Raw genomic sequence first — 17,616 nt, forward strand, 5'->3', positions numbered from 1 at the left:
TTAGATGGATAAAACAACGTGTATCTCAGACGTTATCTTTGAAAAAGGCCATCTTTATTATTTTGTATTACGCTATTTGCTGTTATAGTAAAAGTATTCTTAACCTTCTTGATATCTAGGCATAGTTATCATGTTGTCTGTGGATGGTGATGACGTTTTAATTTTCATCATCCACTATCATTTTATTTAAATTCATTAACCCCCACAAAAACCTTATAAAAACATGCCCTTAGGACAAACTGTAACTTCTTTAATATTCATATTCCCCATGAAAACTAACAAGTCGTATAAGTTCAGATGCTCTAGACCAATAGAACGAAAATCAAGATAGTGAACAAATCTCATATGTTACAACAATATGAGACTAGGGCTTAATTTCCCCTTTCGTATGGTATCTTATGCAAAAACATACAGATAGTTACTATCTAGCTGTAAAATTTGATAATTTATTGTATGAACAGCTCTAAATATATGTATAACGTTATTAAGATTTTCCTTGTCTTTTGAATAATAAGTACTGGAATATATTTGATTTACCATTTGAATGGTGTTGTAATCGAAAGTATTTTTTTTAGTTTTTAATATGAGTTAGCCCCAAAAATATATGTTAATTTCTGATCGTTGTTATAAGCGCCTAGAACCGTCTATAGTGGTTTTTATTAATTAATAGTCCAAAAGGATTCAGATGTATTTAATCACTCAATTTACTAAGCTGGAAGCAATTATTTTGAGTTGAATTGTCTTTGGGTTCTTTTTACACATAATATATCTAGTTCATTTTAATTATGTTGTTAATTGAATCATTAAATTAGTTTCAACTTAATAAGTTAACGGATTGGCAAATTCAAACTATTTATTAGTTTGAATTTTTTACATTGGAAAGATTTGTTTTAACTCATTTATTATAAACAGAATTCTCCTCTATCTAAAAATGAAATTGTTTATATACAGATTTATTTTCTAGAATAAATAATAAAATCTAATATATTATATATCTTTAAAATATAAATAAATAAGAGATAAAACTACTATACAGAGGAAAAATAATCTTTAAATATTGTAGTAATAAAGGTCCATAATTACTCTAGTCATAAAAAATCATAAAAGGTAATTACTAGGAATGTGTTTACTGAATTTGATACAGATTTAAAACCACAAAATATCATCAAATGGGGATCAGAAACCTACATATAATCAGCATTAATTTGATGCAATTAACTGAATAAATAATAAGTGAAAATTCCGGTGACTTATTAACATATTTTCCACATTTTTAAATAATTACACACAATCTATTCACAAAGTAATAGATATTAGGAACAGAATTCACTTTTTAAACAAAATTCACATAAATTTTGTTGATTTTAAGTAGGTTTAGAGATAGAACATGATAATAACGGTCTTTAAAGCTCTTTATTATACACATATGGTCATAATTATTAAGATATCAACAAAATTTATAAATATGTTTATGTTTTTTTGTTGATAAAACCAGAAAAAAAAGACAGAATATTTTTGGTTTTATGTCGATAATATGTGAATAACTGATTTTCTTTCATGCCAAATGTATAAAAGTGTATAAAAATAGAGAGTTGTAATCACTAAAATTGAAAACTTTCTCTCTGATTTGTTGGTAGTGATATATTCCGCGGGCTATTTCTATCACGAATAGCCCTCTATTTATGTTTTTTCAAAAATAGAGGGCTGTATATTTATATTGCTGGAAGCAGCTGATCAACAGTATATGGTATGTCACTTGTTGAACGGTAGTATGATTCTAAGGATTGTAGAAACAGAGTTAAATTAAAGTCTTCAGGGACTGCAATTACACGAATCTTTTCCTTCGGCAATTTATCAATTTTTTCAATAAATAGTTCACGAATATCACTAGGCATGTTATTTCCGGTATGACCGCTAGATTTTAATAGTTCGCGAATGTGAATCTCTAATGCTGTATATGCGTTAATATTTACTCCTTGCTCATAAGCATATTTTCTAAATAGCGATTCCTCTTGATATTGCATGTAATTACGCTGGTAAGCATCTATGGTTACAGGTACAGCATATTTAGCATGAAGAAGATCATGAGCTTTATGGAATAACTTTTGAACATTCCGTAACGAGTATATAGCAAAATGCGTACCAAATTTGAAGATGGATTCTTCTTGTTCATGTTTTGGTACGTTATTTGTAATTAAAGGATAAATACCAGTTTTAGCAGCTGTGTCTAATACACGATATTGAGAAGATTGTTTTAATAATTTACTTAGTGTATAAACAAGATTTTTAGGATATTCTTCTTGTCGATCAATTATTTCTCGTAAGCCGCGAATTACCTGGCGGATTTGACGATGACAAGAGTACTTTAAGACATTAATAAATTGATTCATATCCTTTGTAAATTCGGCAATATTCATTTCAATTAACAAGTTCTCTATGAATTGAACTTTACGTTTATATGTATCTCTTGCTGTAAATGGATCACGGTAGTCTGTCCCCTCTTCTCTCATACATAAGAAATCCGGATGTACAGATAAATGCAATGTTGTATATTGCTTTTTATTCTTTTTCCCTTTTTCTAACTTGCCAATTTTGAATAAAGGAGATCCAGTAGCAGGTAGCTTCGTTGTTAATTCCTCAAGTACAGTGTGAATCTGATGTGGGTATTTTTTATGTAAGTAACGATACATACCGCCAAAATGAGTTGAATTTCCTTGTTCATCAACTTTAAATAGAGAGCGTTTCAAGGTAGTTTCGCGTTTTTGTTGCATTGCTATATCTATGAATAGTTTCTTAGCTGCAATAGATAATTCAAAGAATTCCTTTGTAAATACTATTGGACTAATAAATGTATATGCATTTGCTTTATTTGTTTCTTTATTTATGAAATCATTTAGGGTTATTTTATATTTACCACTGTATTCATTTTCGATTGAAATGATGTTATGGAAACTTAATTTCTTCAAAGCCACATAAAATTGTGAGTGGTGAATATGTGCAAATACTTCTTTATAGTTTTTATAATCTTCCCAAAGCATATGAATAGATACATGTGAAATTTCACCATAGGTATTACATTTTTTATGGAGAAATAGAAATACTTCTAAATCAGCATTTGTAATACCATATAGCTTATGTTTTCTACCTTCATTTCTATCAAAGATATTTCCTTTATTTAACGTTTTTTTTATTTTTAGTGAAAAAGAAGGCCTTGTTTGTTGAACAAATCCGTCTTCATCGGCAATTTTTTCTTCAGAAGACATTGATTTCACAATGTCTTCTAAATAAGTATCTTTAAAACTGTAATATTTATCTTCTAATGCTGCCACTAATTTTTTCCAAGATTTTATAGTTACAATTACTGGTGTTGTTGTTTTCCCATTTAAACTACGGTTGTTCTTTAGAACGAAAGGTTTTGCCATCTTTTTCACCTCCTTTTATGTAACGTACAGTTTTTCTATAATTAGATATAGAATTTCATTTTTGATTATATCAAATCAAAGGTTAGTACAATCTGTCCCTTTAAGAAAAACAAATAAAAAATGAAACGCACCTTGAACGCTTGTACAGTAGGGGATTTGGCGTTTTATGAAAAAAAAAATGTTGCCACTATAGGTCTGTGGAGCTGATAAAAAATGAAACGTGAAACAAATTGCATTAAACCTTTATGAATCAGTAAGTTTATAGGGTTTCATGCAAAGTTCTTTTGAAAAAAGTTGCCATCATACAGCTATAACGTTTCATGTTTTTATTGAATGAAATTATTTGATAGAAAGTAGATAAAAGTTGTTATATAAGGGATTAAAATAACTTGTACTTCAAAAGTTATTGCCGTCATATAACTATAACCGTTTCATTTGATTTCAAAAATGCTGCCGTCATATAGCTATAACGTTTCATGTTATAAAAATAACTTAAATTATATTGAAAACTACTATAACCCTAGATATATATGGACTTTTGAGTGTTTTGTGATAAAAAAAAGTTGCCACCATATAGCTATAATGATTTAATTTCATTTTTCTTTCTTTTTTATGAAAAGGCTGTATATCAACGTTTATTCCTAAATTACATAAAATAAATTTTTTTTGAGAAGAATGCTTCTTAGGGAATTCTTCTTTCTTTTTTAATCGTTGTTGCCACCATATGGCTATAACGTTTCAAGAATTGATAAATTATGGCCAAAATAGAGCTATATGGGATTAAAAATACAAATTTGATACCAGTGTAGGGTTACATGATTTCAAGTAAGGTGTTATTTGTATAGTAGGCCAATAGTTTTCAATTTTGTCTGACATACGCTAAAAATGAGAAGGTGTAGGACAAAAAGTACAGTGTTCATGAAGGTCCATTTTTCATATCTAAATTTAATTAATCTTTGTAATGCTTTCACGGTAAATTTTGTGTTTTTTGTAAGTTGAATTCGTGATATGTTCTATTGCTTCTCAGTTTGGGCTAATTTTTTCTTAGTTCAACAGCTATAAAAGAAAAGTAATCGCTTTTAAATTTTATCAGGTATTTCAATACAGTCTATTAACGCAATAAACAAAGAATATAGGGTTTAATCACTGTAATAAATTACTTCCACATGTTGCTAAAATTTACGACTTTATTTACAATCAACAATTGAACCGGTATTGTAGAGTAGTAATTTTCTAAATAAGAATGGTTTTATCAGTTTCTGATAGAAGTATTTCTTTCCTCAAAATTATGTATGAAGGTGTAAGTTTACATTTGTAGGTATGCGGTAAAGAGGTGAGATGTATTTCATATCTCTTTATGTAACTAGATCGGAATGAAATATTCCAGAAATGCCTTAACTTTATGATATGTAGCCATCATATGGCTATGACGTTTCACTTTTCTAAAATGTAAACGAGAATCTGCCACTGCAAGTAAGTTTGTAAGAAATACTAAGTGTAAGGTCATTCACTTTGTTAGGAGGTATTAAAATATGGAGAAAGTATTAGTATTGTTCAGTGACGCCCTCCTACTTGCTGCCCAAATTTATGAAGAAAACGAACCATTATGGGCCAAATGGAAAAAATATTATAACGAAGTACAAGAGAATCATGAAAAATTAGTAACGTCAGCTAATATATCGCCTTCGTTTTCAGCACTTGTCTCTTGGTTAGGTCAAAAACAAGAGCAAGGGATATCGGTGCTAAGTATTTATGCCAACCTGAATAAATATAAAATTGAGATTCAGAATGTACTAGGAAAGATCATTGAACAAGAATTAGGAGGGAAATTTGAAGTGCTTGAATCAGCCCAAATTTCACACTCTAAAGGCAGTAAGATTCAAGACCATATAGTAGATATATCCGGAGAATATTATCCTGTAAGTAATGATGCCATGTATTATCAATTACGTGATGGCATAGCAAAGAATCAATTTGAAGAAGATGAAATCGTAGCTAAACCGGTATTACCATTAGAAACGAAAAATTCAAGTGGAGTTGCGCAACTATCTTCACATAAGGACGAGGATTTGAGACTAGTTAACACAAACGAAGCAGAACGATGGTCTATATTAGTTGATGGAGTAATTAGTAATATGGATGATCTTACAGCAGATTGTTTGGATACAATTACAATCCAGTGGTTAAATCAAGCTAAATCTCCAGATGAATTTATAGATTTTAGTTATGAAAATGTATTAGAATTGTGTAATATGCCAAAAGCCTCTGCAAATGGTGTAGAGTACTATCGTGCAGAAGATAAGATAAAGGTAGCGCAACGTATTGCAGCTTTGGCAAGTATTTTTATTTATTTGAATGATGAGAATGAAATTGTGGTACTAAACGACCAGGCAGAAACTGGCCAACAATTTGAAATGAAACGTGAAGTGATTAAAAGGCTGTTCGTACTGGATTCCGTAGTGTTATGGAGAGACAAGAATACCAATGAATATATGGGAATAGAATCTTGTAAAATTAAACCAGGTAGTTTTTTATCAGGCTATTTGTATGGTTCAAATAGTACAACGGCGTTATTATCAAAAAAAGCACTAGAATATAACAGCTATAGACACAAGTTTCATAAACGTTTAATACGTTATTTATCATGGCAGTGGAGAATCCGCCAACAATACAGTACTCTAAAAAGACCATATTCGATTGGTGGAGAAAAAGGTTTGTTATCTGTAATGGGTATCAAAATAACGAATGGACGTCCACATCGAATTAGAGAACAACTAGAAAATGTTTTAATGGACTTAGAAAAAGAAAATGTAATCTCACATTGGGCATATGCGGAAGAATTGGATGAGACAAAAATAGGAGGGCGTAATTGGTTTAAGAATTATTATGCGAAATTAGGAATCATTATTCTGCCTCCAAAAGAATTGATCAATAATATAGATAATATAGTGAAGAAAAGAACAATAGATTTACAAGAGAAACAAGAAAGTCATTATATTACAAATACAGTTAAACAACATACTATAGGATTAGAAGATATGATTCTAAAAAAAATTATGTATCAGCATGTGCATCAAAATAAAACAATGCGTGAGATGGCAGATGAAATAGGGTTATCACCTGCTACGCTATCGAGATTTTGTAATAAAAAAATGAAACGTATTTCAAAAAGTGTCAATGAAAAACTCAACAAATGGTATGAAAGACAAATAATTATAGAGTCCATGTAAAAAGAAGCAAATGCCTTATTCAAAGGTACTAGCTTCTTTTTGTTCATGTAATGGGAAACGTGTATACAAAGTTGTTTTAATTTTGTGCTCTCTAAAAGAGTACAAGAAGAACAATAGTTAACAGGATGCTATGCTATTTTAACGGTCCGTGTGAATTACCCGTCACTTAACGTCCTAACAAACTGTTTGAAGTGGGGGCTTCTCTTTTGTTAGCTATCTATATTTACCAAGCTATAAGGGCAATCTGCCCCTAACGAAAAAAACAATTACATAGCTAGTTTGAGCAAGTTGATGCTTGCGTTTACATCATCCTATCGTGATGTGTGCCACAACATGGACAGTCCCACTCAAGGAGGTTTAGTTTTTTGACATCTTTGTTTTTGTAACCACAGCAAGAACATAGTTGGCTACTTGCATAATTCTTAGGTACGATAATCAAATCACGACCTTTCCATACGGCTTTGTAGTCCAGATATTCTCTTCATTTAGCCCAAGATACTTCACGACTTGCTTTTACTAACGCCAAGCGATCAACTTCCCTTAGAAAAGGAAAATCAGTTTTATATTGTGCGGGTGTAGGATAGTTGATGGATGTATCTATGCATGTTTGGGATTCTTGATACGAACTCATTCTATCTGCAAGCATTTTGTTATATACAAAACGAACGCAACCAAATGTTTTTGCGAAAAATAATCGTTGTTCATCATTCAGATAGATACGATACTTATATGCTTTCAACATGACCTCCACCGCACTTTTCACCTTGATTTTCAATATCCTTTTACCTACATCTAGTGTTGCGTCATCAGTAGTCACTAAACAGAAACTTCTTGACCAAAACATTTCTTTCCACCGTTTCTTTTTTACTTGCGAAAAATCTCTCTTAATGAGTCGAGACCTTGCACTTTTATAAGCCTGAATAAACTTTGTCATTTCTGTATTGAGATGTGCCTTGAACAGAATAGGAACATGGTCTACACCATGATGCCATTCGACTAAAGTTACATTGTATGTTTCAGACAGTCGTACAAACATGTCTGTTGCATAGTTTGATATAGTATCATCAAATACATTTCTTTTATATTTTACAACTAACACAAGAGGATCATGCAATCAGAATACTGCATGATGATTACGATCTCATTTCATTGATATATCAACCTTTTATCTTGATAAGACTAATTATATCAAAACAAAAAAATAAAAAGCTAAGTCAAGTTCTTTTTGGCTACGCCGAACCGAAATTCATATCCCCCTACCGTTGGTCTAGCGCCCTTCACACGCTTGTGGAAGGAGAATTCTTTCGGATCGTGCTTAAAATTAGGGGCTCTGGTTAGTGCTAATTAACGAACAACCGAGATAATGCAAAGAACAGATTATTGGACTTGCTTAGATCTTTATATATGTTTTGTATTTTTAGGCGCACTTATAAGTTAATAACGAATTGAATATATCTGAGCAATTATTACCCACATATTACCTGAAATGAAGTGATTATGACAGCCCTTTCGTGTTTAGGTTTTCAATAGTTACCATGAAGTGTCTACATTTGTTCGTATTCAGTCAAGGTAGATACAAAGTATTTACTATCAGATGGTATAGAAAATTCACATGATTTGAGTTTTGCTACTTTAATACGAATGCATAATACTTCCATTTACTATATAGGTTGTATAGGACGCTTTTGTTTATTTAGTTGTTCTTAATTTATATTGTATTTCTCATATCTCCCCTCACTTAATGATTAAGAAAAAATTCCAAATCTTATATGAATACATGTTGCTGTTTCTGTATTAGAATGTATCTGGGACAAAATATGGACGTGTTAAACTTTCTGATGCCTCTTTCGTGGGAGAATAAGAAGTAGAGTGTATGCTAAACAGAAGTACATCTCCGCCTATCGTTGAATTCGCAAATCGATGTTTATAGAGAAAAAATTCAACCTGGCGGAGTTTACGTGCTTCATACCTCTGTTAGTTAATATGAAATTGATAAAGCTTAATTTAAAAAGTAGAAAAATAAATAAAAATAAGTCACAAGTTTATGTAGTATTCTTGAAGATTCTAGAGACAACTATGAAGTTAAAGACAACTTAACATAACAATGACGTTCCTCATATTGTTATATTTATACTATGTTTTTATTTTGAAGGCATATACCTTTTGTTGTGCAATATTTTTTGATCCGCGTTTATTCTTCAGCATTTCTTTGCTATTCAACATGTCTATCACAACTTATTTCATATGTACGAGAAATGGGATGTTTTTGTTTTTTATCGTAGTCAACAGCTAAAACAGTGCAAATCTTTATATAGAATCACAATCTGTTCTACTCCCGAATTAGTGACCTTTTCAATGAGTTGAATGATTCCTTTTTACTCTAGTTAATTCTAGTTTTTTAACGTTTAAATTATTTTTCTTATTAAATGAGCAAATTCACCTATGGAATCGTACTGAATCTATTACTTCCCTTCCTTTTTTGAATATCAAATAAAAAAAGAAAAAGAAATTATATTTTACGGGTTCATTTATACAGCGTTGATATAAAACTTATAAATAAGACTTGTTTATAAGTTTTATATCAATTTCATACTGTATTTTATATGTATGAAATTCACATTTAACCTTTATATACAAGTATTTTTTTATAAGACGTATTTATGCAACTTGTATATAAGTTGCATAATAAAAATGATTATAATAAAAGTGTATTATTTTGAGGATATATAGTTTAGAGATTTGATTTCAGAGAGAATCCTACATATTTTTTTGTGTTTGTTCGTTTTTTAATATGTATTGTTAATTATATGAACGCTAATATTGACATGTGTTATTCACTACTTGCATATACGTCTTATATATCTAATGTTGATATATAAGACATTAAGACTAATTTTATGTATTGTAACGTATATATAAGACTTATTTATAATGACTTGATATACATCCTACAATGATGTAAGATGTTTTTAGGAATAATTAACCAACATTTTAAGGGGGGGACAAATTGAACGAAGTATTGAGTAGGAAATATAAACAAAACAAATTTACTGAAGAAGTTGTGGAAATGTTTGCAGATATTATTGAAGAAGACACTGTACTTTACAATGTGTTTCATTACATAGGATCTCAAGTCAATAAACAATATCAAGAGACAAAATATATGAGAGGTATTTCAATAAATGAGATAGTAGAACATGTTGTTGTTGATAGGAGGGTAAAGAAGCCTAGGGGTAGGTCTTACTCATTAGAATTTGAAAGGACTAACATTTCCAGAAGATCGGCAGAAGGAAGTGTAGGCACTTTAGCTGCTATGTCCTTAATAACAGAAAAGATTATGCACCCATATAAGTTTTTGGTTTCAACTATTCGAGGGCAACAAGTTTTAATTGAATTAGAGAAGCGTAAGCAAAATATAAACCGAATAGAGGAGAGATAATATAATGGCGAAAAAATTTTTGAAGAATGAAGTAGCGGTGAAAATGACTATGGTCGGTTTTGGACAAGCGGGAACTAGAATGGTAGATAAGTTTGCTGAATATACCTACACGGACGGTACAGCAGTTTATAATTGTCTTGCATTGAATAGTAATGACGGAGATTTAGCAGAACTGAAACATGTTCCAAAAAGTAATCAAGTTTCATTGAAATTAGGCGGTTTAGGTAAGAATCCAGAACGCGCTATAAAGGTTTTAGAATCTAACGATGAAGCTAAAGATAGGTTGAAAAATTTTATAACGGAGCGTGTTCGACCATCTGACGAATTAGTGTTATTCTTTGCAGGATTAGGTGGTGGTACGGGTACATCTACAATTATTAAAGCGATTGAAGAATTCACTGCTTATCATAATAAACCTGTAATTGCTGAAGAACTTAAAAATATGGCAATGAAAATTCCTAGAGAAGAATTAATAGAAAATCAGCAAAAATATGCAAGAATTGCATTTAATAATGCAATAGAGCGTAAGGATTTCATTAAAATGGGGATTGTAGTTACACTGCCAGTTAGAGCGGATGGACCAGATGTGTTAAGACAAGTAAATAAGTTTTCTCAAGAAATATGGAAATTAGCAAATAATCCAGCAAAAGGCGTTGCATTTGTTGTATTTGCAGATAATCAACATTTTTATGATGAGTTTAAAGGGTTAAACGAAAATGAGAAAAAGGGCATTACAAATTCACGAGACTATGCAAATCAGCGCATTGGAGATATTATTCATGAGTTAAATACAGCAGCAAATGGTGGAGGAACATCTGTAATTCTAGATTCTCAGGACTTTAAGCGGATTTTACTAGAAAAAACAGGTTGTTTAGTAATCAATAAAGTTTCGCGGAATATGAATCAAATTGAAAATAGTAAAGAGATTGTAGATTTGTTTACAGAGTCCTTGAAAGGAAGCTCCTTCCATCACCCCATAGACCTGATGAAGACAAATGAAAATGGAGATTTAGAAGCATCAAAGATACATCATTTTGGTATGTTAGCAATTTTAGATGAACAAAAAAATATCGATGATTCATTTATGGATGATGCAAAAGTCGAAGTGACAAACAGACTCCCTATTAACGGCACTGTTTTTAATGGCTATTTAGTCAGTAAAAATGATTTTATGGGGAGTGTATATACGTTTTATAAAACAGATGCACTCCCATCTAGATTATCGAAAGGATTAGTTGAAGAATATAATGAATTTAAAGCAAAACAAAGCCAAATTCATTATACAAAATCCCAAATTACTACTATTAATGAACAAGACTTAGATGATGATTTTAATATTAAATTTGGGGATTATTTCGAATTAGAGCCAGTTGAAGATGACATATCTGAAAAAAAAAGTGATGAAGCATTAGAAGCATTTATGGATCCAGATACCATGTTTGGAGTGGAATAGAAAAATAAGCCTGGAATTTACCAGGCTTATTTTTCTATTTTTAATGTATTTTTCATGTGTTCAATCATATTCTCATCAATATAGTTCTCTATGAAAAGTTGTTTTTTCGCAAGGTCTTCTTCTTTTTTAAACCAACCCACTTTCTTAATACGAGTTTCTTCTGATTGTGTACTCCATTCTTTTTCGGCCTTTTTTCTCAATTCCTTACGTGCTCTATGCTGGATTATCATATTATCTAGCCGTTCTTGTCTTTGGCGCGCTTTTAACATTTCAGGATTCTCTGGTTTAGGTAATATAGTGTGTATAGTATCTTTAAGTTGTTCTTGATATTTTAATTCAATAGTTTGCAAATGCATTTGAACCTTTTGCTCTACTATTCTTTCAATAGTAGTTGCTATTTCATGCATGTTAAATTGAGCTGAGATTTCACTGGTTTGATTTTCTGGAGAAACGGGTCTTAGTTCAAATTGATGTGGTAAAAGCTCAATAATTGCATCTAGTGACCATTTTTCATCCCTCTTTAGCTTTATAAATAAAGCTATGTCTAAATCCAGGGTGTTATATAGTTTTTCATTTGTATTATTGGTTCTTAATGTACCGTGTATCCCCTTTTCTTCTAGAGTATTAAACCAATTGTATACAGTGTTATGATGCCGGCCCACTAATTTTGAGAATTCTGTTATTCTCCATGCTTTTTCAAAAATATCTTCATGACTAGAATGTCCGTTTGTATTATTGGTATCATGTTCAATCATTGTTATACCTCCTTAGAATATAATGGTAAAGACAAAATAGAATTAACATAGCAATGAACATTAACATGTTGAGTAGTTTTCGATAGCGCGAAACTCAATACCTCCTATTAATTGAGATTTACATAAAATATATAATTAACATGTAAAAACACGTACCTGTATGATGGTATAAAATACAGATTTGAATGAACCTACTATCAATGTTATGTCGATAAAAAAATAAGTGCTATTGCTATAAGATTGATAAATAAAACCTATATTAATGATAAGGAAATATAAGTGATTTGTAAACAAATTATATGAGGCCTACAAATATTAAAAAGAAAGTCTTATACTAAGGATAATAAAAATATACAGTGATATTAAAGTAACTAGTGCTAGGTTGATGATTATTAACGGTTGCGAATACTCATACCATAATCTAAAATTGCTATATTTAATGAATGCGAGTAAAACACTATAATGAGACAACCTTCGCTGACTTATTCAACGAATTATACCGAAAGAAATACTCTATTAATGACCGCTACAGCCAGAGCTTTCAAACTTATAGTTCACGAAATAGATTCAAATACCTTGTCAATGTCGTGTTCATAATTCATAGGAAATGTAACTAGAGAGTGGCACTTTCTTCAACTTACGCGATTAATCAAAGGATTTGGTTCGAATCCTTTGTGCGTGGTAGACTCAATTGAGGTAGTGATTACATATCAACACTTCCCTCAAGATAAACAAATAACACAACATGTCAATTCTACATTTCATATCAATGGACAATCAATCTGTTAGTGCGAACGATGCTCCCAGGAGAGATTGTCTTTAAATCATCGAGATAGTGTATGTCAAAATTATTTCTAAAGATGGTAACAACAAACAACACCGGAAGTATTGATATGTAATTGACAATTAACATATCAATACTAAAATTAAACCGAGAAATGGAGTGTGTTCGATTCGTATTGACATGAGGTTAATAAATCAACGTATAATCAATCTAATTTCAAAACATAGCTTATTACTTAATCTATGTGCAGAGTGATCAATTTTAGTAGATGGAGTTTAATTGTTTTAGAAAATACAGTTTCAAATTGTGCAGTTAATCAAAAAATTAAGCGTAAAACTTATTTTTATATACTTCTATAGTAGACGCAATTGATATGTTAAAGGTTTGTCAACAGTGCCTCTGGTGATTAGGAGAAAATAATATACCAATTGCGTATTCCATATCAGTAACAGATTGCTTAGTGTGAATAAGGTTTCGGAAAAATAAAATCGTATTCATACTGTTAATGTTATTTTTATGTGGTATTAACAGCAAGTGACGAAACAAACATCGACATGTTAATATCAATCTACATGTCGATGACAACAAGAGTGTTATGTGTATTATTCGCATTAACATGAAATGAATATGATATATATATATTGGGATTTAATATTGAAAGCTTGTTAAAGAAGGTTTATTACTGGCAATGTACTTCTAGAGCAGTCTATTTTAATAGACAATCACTTCATTTGGAAAATGAGAATTTGATAAATGCATATTAATATTATGTCAATGGTAACTCTGTGCAATCAGAAATCAATAATATAACATGTCAATTCTACATTCTATATTAATGATAAATCGACTTACTAGTGTGAACGATGTTCTGAGAGAAGGAGTTGTTATTTCAATTAATTGTATTATACTTTGTTATTCTCTCCTGATATTAACAATAAGTACGGCGGGAGATTTGACATGTCAATGTTAGGTTATATGTCAATTATAAAAGTGACGATAGAAGACATTGTTATTGTAGTTTTTATTAATAAAAGAGTAAATTTTTGGATATCTTGGGGTTTAATATAAACAGTTCCACGAGATTTTTAGAAAGAAATGGTGAATCGGTGTTTTTAATATCAAACAATGAAGAATAATAGCGAGGAAGTGATACATGTTAATGTTTAAAATAGGATATATCAATATTATTTTGAATATTGACAGGAGATCGATAACTATAAATTTCGTGATATGCTAGTGGGAGCATGGACAGTTGTTTGTGGGTGGGGGGAAGAAGGAAAACTGTGACAAGAATTGATTAAGGAGAGCTCAGGTATAGATATAGGCGTTACTCACAAGAACAACTTAATCACTTTTTGGGTATGAAAGGGAAAATGCAGGTAAATAAAATGGTGATAGGATACTGTAGAGTTCGCTTGCCTAAACAGAAAGATGATTTGGAAAAACAAATTGATAACGTAAAAACGTATATGTTTGCTACAAGTTATCCATTTGAAATCATCACTGATATAGGGAGTGGGATTAACTATAATAAAAGGGGATTACATCAACTAATTGACCAGGCCACTCATTCGGAAGTAGAAAAGATTGTTATTCTATCTAAAGATCGGTTCATTTGATTCGGGTATGATCGAAAACGGATGTAATACATATGGAACGACTATTGAGGTCATTGACCATACAGAAAAGACCGAGGAACAAGAATGAGTAGAAGATTTCATTCAGATTGTCACTGTTTTCAGCTGTAGACTGCAAGGTAAAAGAGCCCATAAAGCAAAAAGATGGGTAAGGAGTTAATGGAAAATGATACTTGCGAGGAAAGTAAGAATAAGACCAAATAAAGAACAAGAACAGCAACTTTGGAAATCCGTTGGAACAGCCTGATGGGCTTATAACTGGACATTAGGTAAACAAGAAGAACATCACAAGTACGGTGGTAATTTTCTATCTGACGGCATCCTTCGTAAAGAATGAATAGTTCTGAAACAAACAGAAGAATACGTATGGCTATACGAAGTATCCAATAACATGACAAAGCAAGCGATCAAAGATGCTTGTGAAGCATATAAGCGATTCTTCAAGGGACTGGCTGATAAACCACGTTTCAAAAGCAGAAGAAAATCTAAGCCGTCTTTTTAGAATGATAATGTGAAGTTGAAAGTTCGAAATAACGAAGTGTGGATTGAAAAAGTTGGATGGATGAAAACTTCAGAATCATTACCAGTCGATGTCAAGTATACGAATCCACGTATTCATTTCGACGGGAAGTATTGATATTTGTCCGTTGGCGTAGAAAACAAGTGTTCCAAAATAGAATGAACAGATGTCTCACTAGGTATTAATGTTGGTATGAAGGAGCTGACTGTTTGCTCGGATGGAGAGAAAAAGAAACATATCAACAAAACCCAGACAGTAAAAAAGGGAGAGAAACGCCTTCGTAGGTTGCAACGTTGTAAATGTCAACATAAACATGTACATGTTTAATCATTTTCTTTACTGAAATGATCTTTAATTCGATACGATTGCCCCACAATGCTCACAACTGTGGCATGATGTAAGACACGATCTAGTATGGCATTCGCAATTTTAGGATCTTGAAAAACTTCATCCCATGACTTGAAATTAACATTCGTAGTTAAGATCGTACTTCGTTTTTCATAACGCATATCAATGAGTTGGAAGAATAGTTTTGCATCCTCCGGATCAATTGGTAAATATCCAATTTCATCAATAATAAGTAATTTATACTTTGTATAGTGTTTTAATCGAGATTCTAAGCGATTCTCAATTTTTGCACGTTTTAAATTTTGAAGTAGATCATGACATTTAATAAAATAAGTACTTGTTCGTTTTTTAGCTGCTGCTATACCAATTGATGTTGCTAAATGAGTCTTACCTACACCACTTGGGCCTAAAAATATTATGTTTTCTTGTTGTTCTAAGAAACGTAGAGAAATAAAATCTAAGATTTGTTGTTTATTAATACTTGGTTGGAATTCAAAATCAAATGCATCAACCTCCTTTCGATGAGGAAATGCCCCCATTTTCACCATAGAATGAATCATATTTTGTTCTCTTACGTCAATTTCATAATTTGTAAGCTTAACAAGCGCTTCCACGAATGACAATTGGTTATTAATACTAAAATCAACGACTTTTCCTAAATGTTGAGCCATTTGTTTTAATTTTAAATATTCTAGGTTTGTTGTTAATTGTTGATAGCTATTGTTCATTTTTATATACCTCACCAATTACGGATAAATTTTATTTCGCTAAATTGTCAATATTCGGATAGTTAGATAATGACTTTGCCAATGCTTTTTTACAGTGTTCTTCTTTATAATTGAGCTTAGATTGGCTGACTTTATGTTGTACGATTAACTTCATGTTATGATAAACATATATTTGATTATCATAAACTTGTAGACAGACGGTCTTACCTTGATAATCAGGTGGTACTGAGTATTGATTTGTAAGATATCATTCCTGATGTATTCACTTTTACAAGCTTATGTTTAATCTTATAGGAATCTCTTATTGTACTCTGGGGGAGTGGCTGTAAGAGATACTTTTCTTGTTTTAAAGCGAACATAGGAATCTTTCCAGTTCCTTGATGAAACATTTGATTAATTCTTGTACATAACTTTTGTACGAAATTATGTAGCTCTTCAAAAGTGAGTTTGCCTTGATAGGCATGAATTTCATCTAAAAGCTTCATTGGTGCTTCTATTTTTTCCCTTTGTATTTGGACGTCCTGCAATACAGGGTTGTACCTTAAAACCAAAGTCTTGGGCAAATTGTGCAAACTTATTATTAATTATCCCTGAAAAGTGTTCTGTTCGTGCTTCGTCCATGACAGTCTTCATATTATCTGTAACGATTACCTTCGGTACACCACCAAACGTTTCAAATGCCTCTGTCATAAATGATAGTAATACACTTTGAGATTTTGAAATGTTTAAATGAAAAACTCTAAACCGTGAATAAGATAATAAAAGTACAGCCACGTTTACATAGACGATTTCACCATCTTTTGTTTCAAATTTGATGCTTTTTTTCCAATCTAATTGTGCTTGTTCACCAGGAGAAGTTTCATATCGAAATTTTCCCGAATTGCTTGAAACAGTTCGTTTCCCTTCCTCGAAATACTTTTTGAATTCTGGTTTTCTATTAATGTAAGCACGAAAAGTAGACTGTGAACATTGTAAGCCATGATTATCTGTTAGATACTGCCATAGTACCCGCATATAATAAAAGGTTTGTTTAGAATTATCCGATAAAAGATCTACAATTACTTCATAATGTCCATCAATTTTTGATGTTTTCTTTTTTGTACCCTTTGGTGTAAAACCATTCATATACTTATCAATGGTACGTCGATCAACATTCAATTCTCTTGCCAACTGACTTTTATTTACTTTCATCTTTAAGTTCTCCATTAAATTTTTAAAATTAGGCAAGTCTGTAAGACTTTTAACCTCAAATTCTGTTGGAATATCTAGTTTGATATACACACCTAACCACCTCAGAATT

Annotated in this window: 6 protein-coding genes and 6 pseudogenes; 5 read left to right on the plus strand and 7 right to left on the minus strand. The window is 31.3% G+C overall.

The features are described 5' to 3' along the window. Positions 1-1,712 precede the first annotated feature (1,712 nt). The gene (locus MHI28_RS33035) at positions 1,713-3,422 is read right to left on the minus strand and encodes a hypothetical protein (protein ID WP_340828735.1); all 1,710 of its coding nucleotides are present in this window, start codon (positions 3,420-3,422) and stop codon (positions 1,713-1,715) included. A 1,532-nt stretch (positions 3,423-4,954) separates the two neighbouring features. Here MHI28_RS33035 and MHI28_RS33040 point away from each other — a divergent pair. Continuing rightward, entirely contained in the window at positions 4,955-6,652 is a 1,698-nt protein-coding gene (locus MHI28_RS33040; RefSeq protein WP_340828739.1) for a helix-turn-helix domain-containing protein, read from the plus strand. Between the two features lie 266 nt (positions 6,653-6,918). Here MHI28_RS33040 and MHI28_RS33045 read toward each other — a convergent pair. The 3 pseudogenes from MHI28_RS33045 to tnpA all read right to left on the minus strand — a co-directional run. Further along, a pseudogene (locus MHI28_RS33045) lies at positions 6,919-7,172 on the minus strand (zinc ribbon domain-containing protein); the annotation flags it as partial. A 150-nt stretch (positions 7,173-7,322) separates the two neighbouring features. Then, positions 7,323-7,394 (minus strand): annotated as a pseudogene (locus MHI28_RS33050) (helix-turn-helix domain-containing protein); the annotation flags it as partial. Continuing rightward, positions 7,378-7,766, minus strand: a pseudogene (tnpA, locus tag MHI28_RS33055) (IS200/IS605 family transposase). The pseudogenes MHI28_RS33050 and tnpA, both read right to left, overlap by 17 nt. A gap of 1,893 nt (positions 7,767-9,659) precedes the next feature. On the opposite strand from tnpA, the gene MHI28_RS33060 reads away from it, so the two are divergent. Both MHI28_RS33060 and MHI28_RS33065 read left to right on the plus strand, forming a co-directional pair. Continuing rightward, on the plus strand, positions 9,660-10,091 hold the full coding sequence (locus tag MHI28_RS33060) for a hypothetical protein (RefSeq protein WP_078187463.1): 432 nt from the start codon (positions 9,660-9,662) through the stop codon (positions 10,089-10,091). A 4-nt stretch (positions 10,092-10,095) separates the two neighbouring features. Then, positions 10,096-11,544, plus strand: a complete 1,449-nt coding sequence (locus MHI28_RS33065; protein ID WP_340828742.1) for a cell division protein FtsZ — start codon at positions 10,096-10,098, stop codon at positions 11,542-11,544. A 26-nt stretch (positions 11,545-11,570) separates the two neighbouring features. Here MHI28_RS33065 and MHI28_RS33070 read toward each other — a convergent pair whose 3' ends face one another. After that, on the minus strand, positions 11,571-12,299 hold the full coding sequence (locus MHI28_RS33070) for a terminase gpP N-terminus-related DNA-binding protein (RefSeq protein WP_340828744.1): 729 nt from the start codon (positions 12,297-12,299) through the stop codon (positions 11,571-11,573). Positions 12,300-14,402: 2,103 nt separating this feature from the next. On the opposite strand from MHI28_RS33070, the pseudogene MHI28_RS33075 reads away from it, so the two are divergent. Together MHI28_RS33075 and MHI28_RS33080 are read left to right on the plus strand one after the other, a co-directional pair. Further along, positions 14,403-14,924: pseudogene (locus MHI28_RS33075) on the plus strand (IS607 family transposase); the annotation flags it as partial. Then, positions 14,887-15,534: pseudogene (locus MHI28_RS33080) on the plus strand (RNA-guided endonuclease InsQ/TnpB family protein); the annotation flags it as partial. The pseudogenes MHI28_RS33075 and MHI28_RS33080, both read left to right, overlap by 38 nt. 29 nt (positions 15,535-15,563) lie before the next feature. On the opposite strand, the gene istB reads toward MHI28_RS33080, so the two are convergent. Beyond that, positions 15,564-16,316: an IS21-like element IS232 family helper ATPase IstB gene (gene istB, locus MHI28_RS33085; protein ID WP_340828746.1), complete on the minus strand. Its 753-nt coding sequence runs from the start codon at positions 16,314-16,316 to the stop codon at positions 15,564-15,566. Between the two features lie 31 nt (positions 16,317-16,347). Then, positions 16,348-17,597, minus strand: a pseudogene (istA, locus tag MHI28_RS33090) (IS21 family transposase). Positions 17,598-17,616: the final 19 nt, after the last annotated feature.

The sequence above is a fragment of the Bacillus sp. FSL K6-0268 genome (assembly GCF_038005425.1).
In the GTDB taxonomy this organism is placed as follows: domain Bacteria; phylum Bacillota; class Bacilli; order Bacillales; family Bacillaceae_G; genus Bacillus_A; species Bacillus_A thuringiensis_S.